Origin of the sequence: Pseudomonas huaxiensis (assembly GCF_003231275.1) — a bacterium.
In the GTDB taxonomy this organism is placed as follows: Bacteria; Pseudomonadota; Gammaproteobacteria; order Pseudomonadales; family Pseudomonadaceae; genus Aquipseudomonas; species Aquipseudomonas huaxiensis.
The window spans coordinates 311,103-319,151 of the sequence record NZ_QKVL01000003.1; the positions used below are offsets into that span (position 1 = coordinate 311,103).

General features: G+C 63.7%; 7 protein-coding genes. 3 read left to right on the forward strand and 4 right to left on the reverse strand.

What is annotated here, in order from left to right; all coding sequences use genetic code 11:
- The first annotated feature begins 3 nt into the window (after positions 1-3).
- Positions 4-801, forward strand: a complete 798-nt coding sequence (locus DM374_RS06405; RefSeq protein ID WP_110969122.1) for a TSUP family transporter — start codon at positions 4-6, stop codon at positions 799-801.
- A gap of 3 nt (positions 802-804) precedes the next feature.
- Here the strand turns inward: DM374_RS06405 and DM374_RS06410 are convergent, their stop codons facing one another.
- Positions 805-1,623, reverse strand: coding sequence for a helix-turn-helix domain-containing protein (locus tag DM374_RS06410; protein WP_110969106.1), 819 nt, complete (start codon positions 1,621-1,623; stop codon positions 805-807).
- Between the two features lie 176 nt (positions 1,624-1,799).
- Between DM374_RS06410 and DM374_RS06415 the strand changes: the two genes are divergently transcribed.
- Together DM374_RS06415 and DM374_RS06420 are read left to right on the forward strand one after the other, a co-directional pair.
- Positions 1,800-3,248 carry an alanine/glycine:cation symporter family protein gene (locus DM374_RS06415; RefSeq protein ID WP_110969107.1) on the forward strand — a complete coding sequence of 483 codons (1,449 nt, stop codon included), beginning with the start codon at positions 1,800-1,802 and terminating at the stop codon, positions 3,246-3,248.
- A 92-nt stretch (positions 3,249-3,340) separates the two neighbouring features.
- Positions 3,341-4,330 (forward strand): asparaginase, encoded by a 990-nt coding sequence (locus DM374_RS06420; protein WP_110969108.1) that lies wholly within the window; start codon positions 3,341-3,343, stop codon positions 4,328-4,330.
- Positions 4,331-4,387: 57 nt separating this feature from the next.
- On the opposite strand, the gene DM374_RS06425 is transcribed toward DM374_RS06420, so the two are convergent.
- The 3 genes from DM374_RS06425 to dmpG all read right to left on the reverse strand — a co-directional run.
- Complete coding sequence (locus tag DM374_RS06425; RefSeq protein WP_110969123.1) at positions 4,388-5,662, reverse strand: OprD family porin; 1,275 nt, start codon at positions 5,660-5,662, stop codon at positions 4,388-4,390.
- Between the two features lie 71 nt (positions 5,663-5,733).
- Entirely contained in the window at positions 5,734-6,945 is a 1,212-nt protein-coding gene (gene mhpT / locus DM374_RS06430) for a 3-(3-hydroxy-phenyl)propionate transporter MhpT (RefSeq protein WP_110969109.1), read from the reverse strand.
- Between the two features lie 140 nt (positions 6,946-7,085).
- Positions 7,086-8,049: 4-hydroxy-2-oxovalerate aldolase (gene dmpG / locus DM374_RS06435; protein WP_110969124.1), on the reverse strand; the 964-nt coding region annotated here is incomplete at its 5' end.

Here is an 8,049-nt window from a genome sequence, read left to right on the forward strand (position 1 = left end):
CTCATGCTCGAAGTCGATCTGACGCTGTTGCTCGCCCTCTCCGGCCTCGCCCTGCTGGCCGGATTCTTCGATGCCATCGCCGGTGGCGGCGGGCTGATTACCCTGCCCATGCTGTTCCTCGTTGGCATCGATCCGCTGGCGGCCCTGGCCACCAACAAGTTCCAGGCCGCCAGTGCCACCGTCTCGGCCACCGTCGCCTTCTCCCGCCGTGGCATGCTCGACTGGCGCAGCGGCTGGCCGATGGCGCTGATGGCCTTTGCCGGCGGGGCATTGGGCGCGCTGTCGGTCAGCCTGGTGCCGAAAGACCTGCTGCAAGCCTGCGTGCCGGTGCTGCTGGTGGTGGTTGCCGCCTGGTTCGCCTTCAGCCCTCGGCTGGACGATCAGCAGATGCGCACGCCGCGCATCTCCATCAGTCTGTTCTGCCTGCTGATCGCCCCGCTGATCGGCTTCTATGACGGCGTGTTCGGCCCCGGAGTCGGCTCATTTTTCATGCTGGCGTTCATGCTGCTGCTCGGCCAGGGCATGCTGCGCGCGGTGGGCAACAGCAAACTGTTGAACGCCGCGTGCAACCTCGGCGCCCTGTCGGTGTTCGCCTCGACTGGCACCATTCTCTGGCCGCTGGCCCTGGCCATGGCGATCTGCGCCATGTTCGGCGCGCAACTCGGGGCGCGCTGCGCGGTGTACTTCGGGCCGCGATTGATCCGCCCACTAGTGGTCTTCGTCTGCTGTGTGATGGCGATGAAGTTGTTCCTTGATGCCAGCAACCCGCTGGGAGAATGGGTCGCGCAGCAATGGCGGTGACGCTTACTCGATCTCGAACAGACCGTTGCTGATCGGCCCGGCGGTCAGCCGTTCGCGCACATCGTCGTCGATGCGCGGGTCGTCCGGGCGATACAGCTTCACCTGGCGATAGGCGTTGATGCGGTTGATCTCCGGGCCCAGGTATTCCCAGACCACCCGGGTGCAGGCCGGGGTGCGGCGGTCGCCGCTGGAAACACCGGTCTTGAGACCGTTGAGGCGGGTGATACGGCTCTTGAAGCTGGGAATCAGGATGGTCTGGCTCATCTCGTTGACGGTCAGCGACTCGTAATCCAGCAGAAACAGCCGATCCTGCAACTGGAACGCGGCGCCCAGGTAACGGCAACGCACCCAGTCCTCGGCCTGCACGTCAGTGCTGCTGGAACGCTCCTGGCGCTCTTGGCGTTCAAACAGGAAATTGCCGTTCTCCTCGCGCAAATGCACCAGCGACAGCAGGACATTTCCCGGCACTGACATGCAGTTGGAGTATTCGAAGTAGTAACCGCAGTAGCGCGACAGGTTGCCGCTGTGCTCGCGCAACGGGCGCAGCAGCTCCAGCAGCGGATCGTTTTCGGTCGGCACGTTAAGGCTGCTGCTACGCGCACCGATCAGGCGGGCGAACTGCTCCGGCGGCAGGCACAACTCGTAATCCTCGACACCGAAAAAATCGCCGATGCGCTTGAGGTTGTAGGCCGTCGGCTGGCTCTGGCCGCTCAGGTACTTGTTGAATTGCGCCCGGTTGATCGAGAGCTGCCGGCAAACCTCGGAAATAGAGCGGTAGTGGCTGCACGCCAGCTTGAGGTTGGGGCCAAGGTGTTCACTCATGGGGACTTCCAGTTTGATGCGATAGACGCGAGTTTAGCATCAAGTCGCATCAATTGAGAGCAACTGGCGAAATTGTAACCGCCAGTGTCATAGCCAAACATGCGCCCCATGGACCAGCGCGTCGACGCCGGCCTATCTGTCTTTCATGCAAAGAATAAGAATCCGAGGTCACCTCCATGCTCGAAGCGCTCAACGATTTCCTCTCGGGGAAACTCCTCATCGTGCTTATCGTCGGACTGGGCAGCTATTTCACCCTCCGCTCCCGTTTCGTCCAATTCCGCCATTTCGGCCACATGTTCAGTGTGTTCAAGGAATCGCTGCACGGCCAGGCTGGCCAACTGAGCTCGTTCCAGGCGCTGATGCTGAGCCTGGCCGGTCGTGTCGGTGCCGGTAACATCGCCGGTGTCGGTATCGCCGTCACCCTGGGCGGCCCTGGCGCCGTGTTCTGGATGTGGGTTACCGCGCTGGTCGGCATGTCCAGCAGCTTCTTCGAATGCACCCTGGCCCAGGTCTACAAGCGCGCCGATGGCGATGGCCTGTACCGCGGTGGCCCGGCGTACTACATTCAGCACGGCCTGAAGCTGAAAAGCATGGCGGTGGTGTTCTCGATCCTGCTGCTGGTGACCTACGGCTTCGCCTTCAACGGCCTGCAGTCCTACACCGTCACCCACTCGCTGCAGAACGCCTTCGGCTTCGATCCAAGCCACACCGGCATCGCCCTCGCCGTGCTGCTGGCCATCGTGTTCATCGGCGGCATCAAGCGTATCGCTGCGGTGTCCGACCTGCTGGTTCCGGTGAAGACCCTGGCCTACATCGGTGTCACCCTGTACGTGATCGGCACCCAGATCGACCACGTTCCGGCGATGCTGGAAACCATCTTCAAAAGTGCCTTCGGCCTTGATCCAGCCTTTGCCGGCCTGCTCGGCAGCGCCATCGTCATGGGTGTGAAGCGTGGCGTGTTCGCCAACGAAGCCGGCCTGGGCAGTGCGCCAAACGTCGCCGCCGTAGCCGCCGTGAAACACCCGGGTGCCCAAGGCGTGGTCCAGGCGTTCAGCGTGTTCCTCGACACCTTCGTCATCTGCACCTGCACCGCGCTGCTGATCCTGCTGTCGGGCTTCTACACCCCGGGCTTCGAAGGTGACGGCATCGTCCTGACCCAGAACTCCCTGGCGGCGGTGGTGGGTGACTGGGGCCGTGTGTTCGTCAGCGTCGCGCTGTCGCTGTTCGTCTTCACCTGCATCCTCTACAACTACTATCTGGGCGAAACCAGCCTGCAGTTCCTGACCCGCAACCGCGTGGTGCTGATGGCCTACCGTGGTCTGGTCCTGGCGCTGATCGTCTGGGGCTCGGTACAGAACCTGTCCACCGTGTTCGCCTTCGCCGACATCACCATGACCTGCCTGGCCTTCGTCAACCTGATCGCCCTGACCCTGCTGTTCAAGATCGGCCTGCGGGTAATGCGCGACTACGACGAGCAGCGCAAGGCCGGCATCAAGCAGCCGGTGTTCGACTCGGCGAAGTTCGCTGACCTGGACCTGGACCGTGCTGCCTGGCCGAGCGTTACCAAGACCGAAGCCGAGACCGACCGTGCTGTCTCGGTAGGCGACGCGCAAACCCAGCGCTAAGTCCTCCTGGCTGTCGCTCCACAAGAGAGCCGCCCCTTCGCGGGCGGCTTTTTTTTGCCCAGATTTTTCTTTTCATGCTCCGGAATACGCTTATGCGCGCAGTAAAGAACCTCCTCGTCCTCTACACCGGCGGCACCATCGGCATGCTGGAAACCCCTCAGGGCCTGGCACCGGCGGGTGGCTTCGAGGCGCGCATGCGTGCCTGGCTTGAACAGCATCCCGAGACGCCGAGCCCGCACTGGACATTGCGCGAAATGGCGCCGCTGCTCGACAGCGCCAACATGCAGCAAGCGAACTGGCTGGCGATGCGGGATGCCATCGTCGAGGCGGTGAAACAGGATGGCCACGATGGCGTCCTGCTGCTGCACGGCACCGACACCCTGGCCTACAGCGCCGCGGCGCTGTCGTTCTTGCTGCTCGGACTGGAGGTGCCGGTGGTGCTGACCGGCTCGATGCTGCCGGCCGGCGCACCGGACAGCGATGCCTGGGACAACCTCGGCGGCGCCTTGGCGTTGTTCTCTGCGGGCGTGGAGAGCGGTGTGCAATTGTTCTTCGCCGGCAAGCTGTTGCCCGGCGTGCACGCCAGCAAATTGCGCAGCGAAGCCTTCGATGCGTTCGCCGCCCTGCCGCGTCATCGCGAGGGCGAGCACTCGGCTGATGTGCCTGCGGTGCTGAGCTACTGCCAACCGCGCGTCGCCGTGAACCTCGCGGTGGTGCCGGTGTATCCAGGCCTGCAGGCGGCGCACATCGAAGCGCTGCTGAACACCGGCGTGAAGGGGTTGCTGCTGGAGTGCTACGGCAGCGGCACCGGTCCGTCGGATGACGAGGCGTTGCTCGATGTCCTGCGCAAAGCAGGCGAGCAAGGTGTACTGGTCGCGGCAATCAGTCAGTGCGCAGAAGGCAGCGTGGTGTTCGACACCTACGCTGCCGGCAGTCGGCTGCGGGATACCGGACTGGTTTCAGCCGGTGGCATGACCCGCGAGGCGGCGCTGGGCAAGCTGTTCGGCCTGCTCGGCGCCGGGCTGGACCTGGCCACGGCGCGGCATTGGTTCGAGCTGGACCTGTGCGGCGAGCGCGCCTGATTCCCAGACGTGCGCGACGGTTCGGCACGCCGAACCGTCGCGTTCAGTCAGAAACCATCACCACAGCGCAATCGTGTAATCCACATTCACCCGCAGTTCATTGCCGTCCCTGAAGGTCGCCGCCGGGGCGAAGTCATTGCGGTACCAGGCATGCCGCACCCGCAACCCCACCCCCTTGAAGGTTCCGGACTGCAGCACGTAGGAGACTTCGACATCAGTCTCCCGCTCGTGCCGGTCATCACCGCCCAGTGCGGTCGGCAGGCTGATGTTGCTGCCATCGATATAGCGCAGCATGCCTTTCAGGCCCGGCACGCCTAACCCGCCGAAATCATAGTCGTACTTCACCTGCCAACTGCGCTCATCCGCGTTGATGAACTCCGAACTCAGTGAGCCTTCGGTAATCACCAGGGGCTCGGTGCCCGCTACATAAGGCATGGCGCTGTCGCCACTGAGGTGCATGTAACCGGCACCAAAGGTGTGGGCGCCCAGCGCATAGCTGAACATCGCCGCCAGATTGCGGTTATCCACACGCCCCGCCTTGGCTGCACCGTCCTCGCCAGCCATGAAATAACGCACGTCACTCTTCAGCTTGCCGGCGCCCACCGGCGTCACGTGCTCGAAGCCGACGAAGTCCTTGCGATACAGATCCTGCAAGGCTGCGTGGTAGTACTTCAGGGTCAGCGCATCAGACCAGCGCCAATCCGCGCCGAGAAACAGGAACTGGTCCGACTCGGCCTTGCCGTTGAAGCGGCCATTGGGCGCGGCGACGGTGAATTTCTGATAATTGCTGGAATCCCGCTGGTTCATCCGGTCGAGCCAGCCGGCGTGCAGGGTGAAGCCGTCGATGTCCTCGGAGCGCAGGTAGGTACCGCGCAGGGTCTGCGGCAACAGGCGGCTGGGGCTGGCGAACATCACCGGCAACAAAGTGCTGATGGTGCCGGCCTGCAACTCGGTCTTCGAGACTTTCATCTTGGCGGTGAGGCCGAGCTCCGAATAGTTGTCGTCGGGCTCGCGGGTCACCGGGTCGTAGGGCAGTAAACCGGTGCCGGTGCGGTCAGGCGAGGAATCCAGCTTGATCCCCAGCATGCCCTGGGCATTGAGCCCGAAGCCCACCGGGCCTTCGGTGAACCCCGAGTTGAAGCGGACGATAAAACCCTGGGCCCACTCGCGCGCGGCGGACTGGGCCGACGTGCCTTTGTAGTCGCGGTCGAAGTAGTAGTTGCGGGCGGTCAGGCTGGCTTTGCTGTCATCGATGAAACCTGCGGCGCAGGCGTTGGAAATCAGGACGAACGGCAACCACAGGCCGAACGCCCGAAGCAGAAATGCAGGCATGGTCATTCACTTTATTGTTGTTGTAAGCGAACCCGCGCCAGCGACCTGGCGCGAGAAATGGAGTGAGGGAATCAGTCGGCCTGTCGGCTGCGTTGCGACAGACAGAACATCGCTGCCGCGGCGAGCACGATGCCCGGCGCCGAGGCCAGCATCACCCCCGCCGTGCCGGTGCCCAGCGCCAGCATCTTGCCAGCGATCAGCGGACCGCTCATGGCGCCGAGCCGCCCCACCGCGACCGCCGAACCCACGCCAGTGGCGCGCATGCGGGTCGGATAGAACAGCGGCGTAAAGGCATAGAGCACGCCTTGCCCACCCGTGGCGAACAGCCCGGCGACGAAGCCGGCCATCAGCATGCCGGGCAAAGTATTGGCCAGACCCAGCGCCGCCAGCGAACAGAGGATGCCGACATAAATCAGCACCGCCATGGCCCAGGCCGGCAGACGGTCCATCAGTGCGCCCAGCGCCAGGGTGCCCACCGCCGCGCCCAGTTGCAGCGCCAGCATCACCCAACTGGCCTGACGCGAATCGAAGCCTTGGGCGACCAGCAGGCTCGGCAGCCAGTTGACCAGGATGTAGACCACCATGAGGGTGAAGAAATAGCTCAGCCACAACAGCAATGTGGCCGGCGCCGCGCCGTTGCGAAACAGGCCGTGCCAGACGCCATGCTCCTCGGCACTGACCGTCTCGGACTGCCGGGCCTGGAACTGCGCCGACTCCGGCAGGTAGCGTCCGAGCAGCGGCACGATCAGCAGCGGTACCAGGCCGCCGACGTAGAACACCACTTTCCAGCCGCCAGAAAAACCGATGATGCCGATGACCGCAGCCAGTGCCGCGCCCAGCGGCACGCCGCAATACATCATGCTCACCGCCGTGCCGCGCAGGCGTGGGCCGGCGGCTTCGGACGTGAGTGCGATGAGGTTGGGCAGTGCGGCACCGAGGCCGATGCCCGTCAGGCAGCGAGCGGCCACCAGGCTATGGAAATCCCAGGCCACGGCGGTGGCCAGCGAGAACAGGCCGAACAGCGCCACGGCGGACATCAGCACCCGCTTGCGGCCAATCCGGTCGGCGAGCCAGCCGCCGACGAAAGCGCCAGGCAACAGGCCGAGAATCCCGGCACTGAATACCCAGCCCATCTGCATCTTGTCCAGCCCGAAGGCCGCGGCCATGCCTTGTGCGGCGATGCCGGCGGCCTGCAGATCGAGGCCTTCCATCAATGCCACCAGAAAGCACAGGGCGATGGTGGTAGCGAGTTGCACGCGGTTTGTTGCGGTTATCCCGGTCATGGGATGTACCTCGATTTATTGTTGTAGAGGTCTTTGTTTTTGGCCTGAATGAGGGCCTTCGCGACAGTTCGGCGCTCCGACAAGCTCGCGCCTACAGGCTTTCGCTGAGTTTGTAGGAGCGAGCTTGCTCGCGATGAACCCTAACGCCGACTCAACAGATCCAACGCCACATCCACAATCATGTCCTCCTGCCCTCCCACCATCCGCCGCTTGCCCAGCTCCACCAGAATGTCCACCGTCTTCAACCCATACCGCGCCGCCGCGATTTCCGCATGACGCAGGAAGCTCGAATAAACCCCCGCATACCCCAGCGCCAGCGACTCCCGATCCACGCGCACCGGTCGATCCTGCAACGGCCGCACAATGTCGTCCGCCGCATCCATCAAGGTGTAAAGGTCAGTGCCATGGTTCCAGCCCAGACGTTCGGCAGCCGCGATAAACACCTCCAGCGGCGCATTACCCGCGCCCGCACCCATGCCCGCGAGGCTGGCGTCGATCCGATCACAGCCCTCTTCCACCGCCGCAATCGAGTTGGCAACGCCAAGGCTCAGGTTGTGATGCGCATGCATGCCGGTCTGGGTTTCCGGGTTCAGCACCGCCTTGAACGCCCGCATCCGATCGCGGATGTCCTGCATGTTCATCGCGCCACCCGAGTCAGCCATGTAGATGCACTGCGCGCCGTAGCTCTCCATCAACTTGCCCTGCGCCGCCAACTGCTCGGCCGGGACCATGTGGCTCATCATCAGGAAGCCGACGGTGTCCATGCCCAGCTCGCGGGCGTATTCGATGTGCTGTTTCGAGACGTCCGCTTCGGTGCAATGGGTGGCGACGCGGACCACACGGGCGCCGGCGTCATAAGCAGCTTTCAAGTCATGGACCGTGCCGATCCCCGGCAACAGCAGCGTGGCGATCTTGGCGTGGCTGACCACATCCGCCACCGCCTCGATGTACTCAAGATCAGTGTGCCGGCCAAAGCCATAGTTGAAGCTGGAACCCTGCAGACCATCGCCATGAGCGACTTCGATGGAATCGACCTTGGCCTTGTCCAGCGCCCGGGCGATATCCCGGGCGTTATCGAGGGTGTACTGATGGCGCACTGCATGA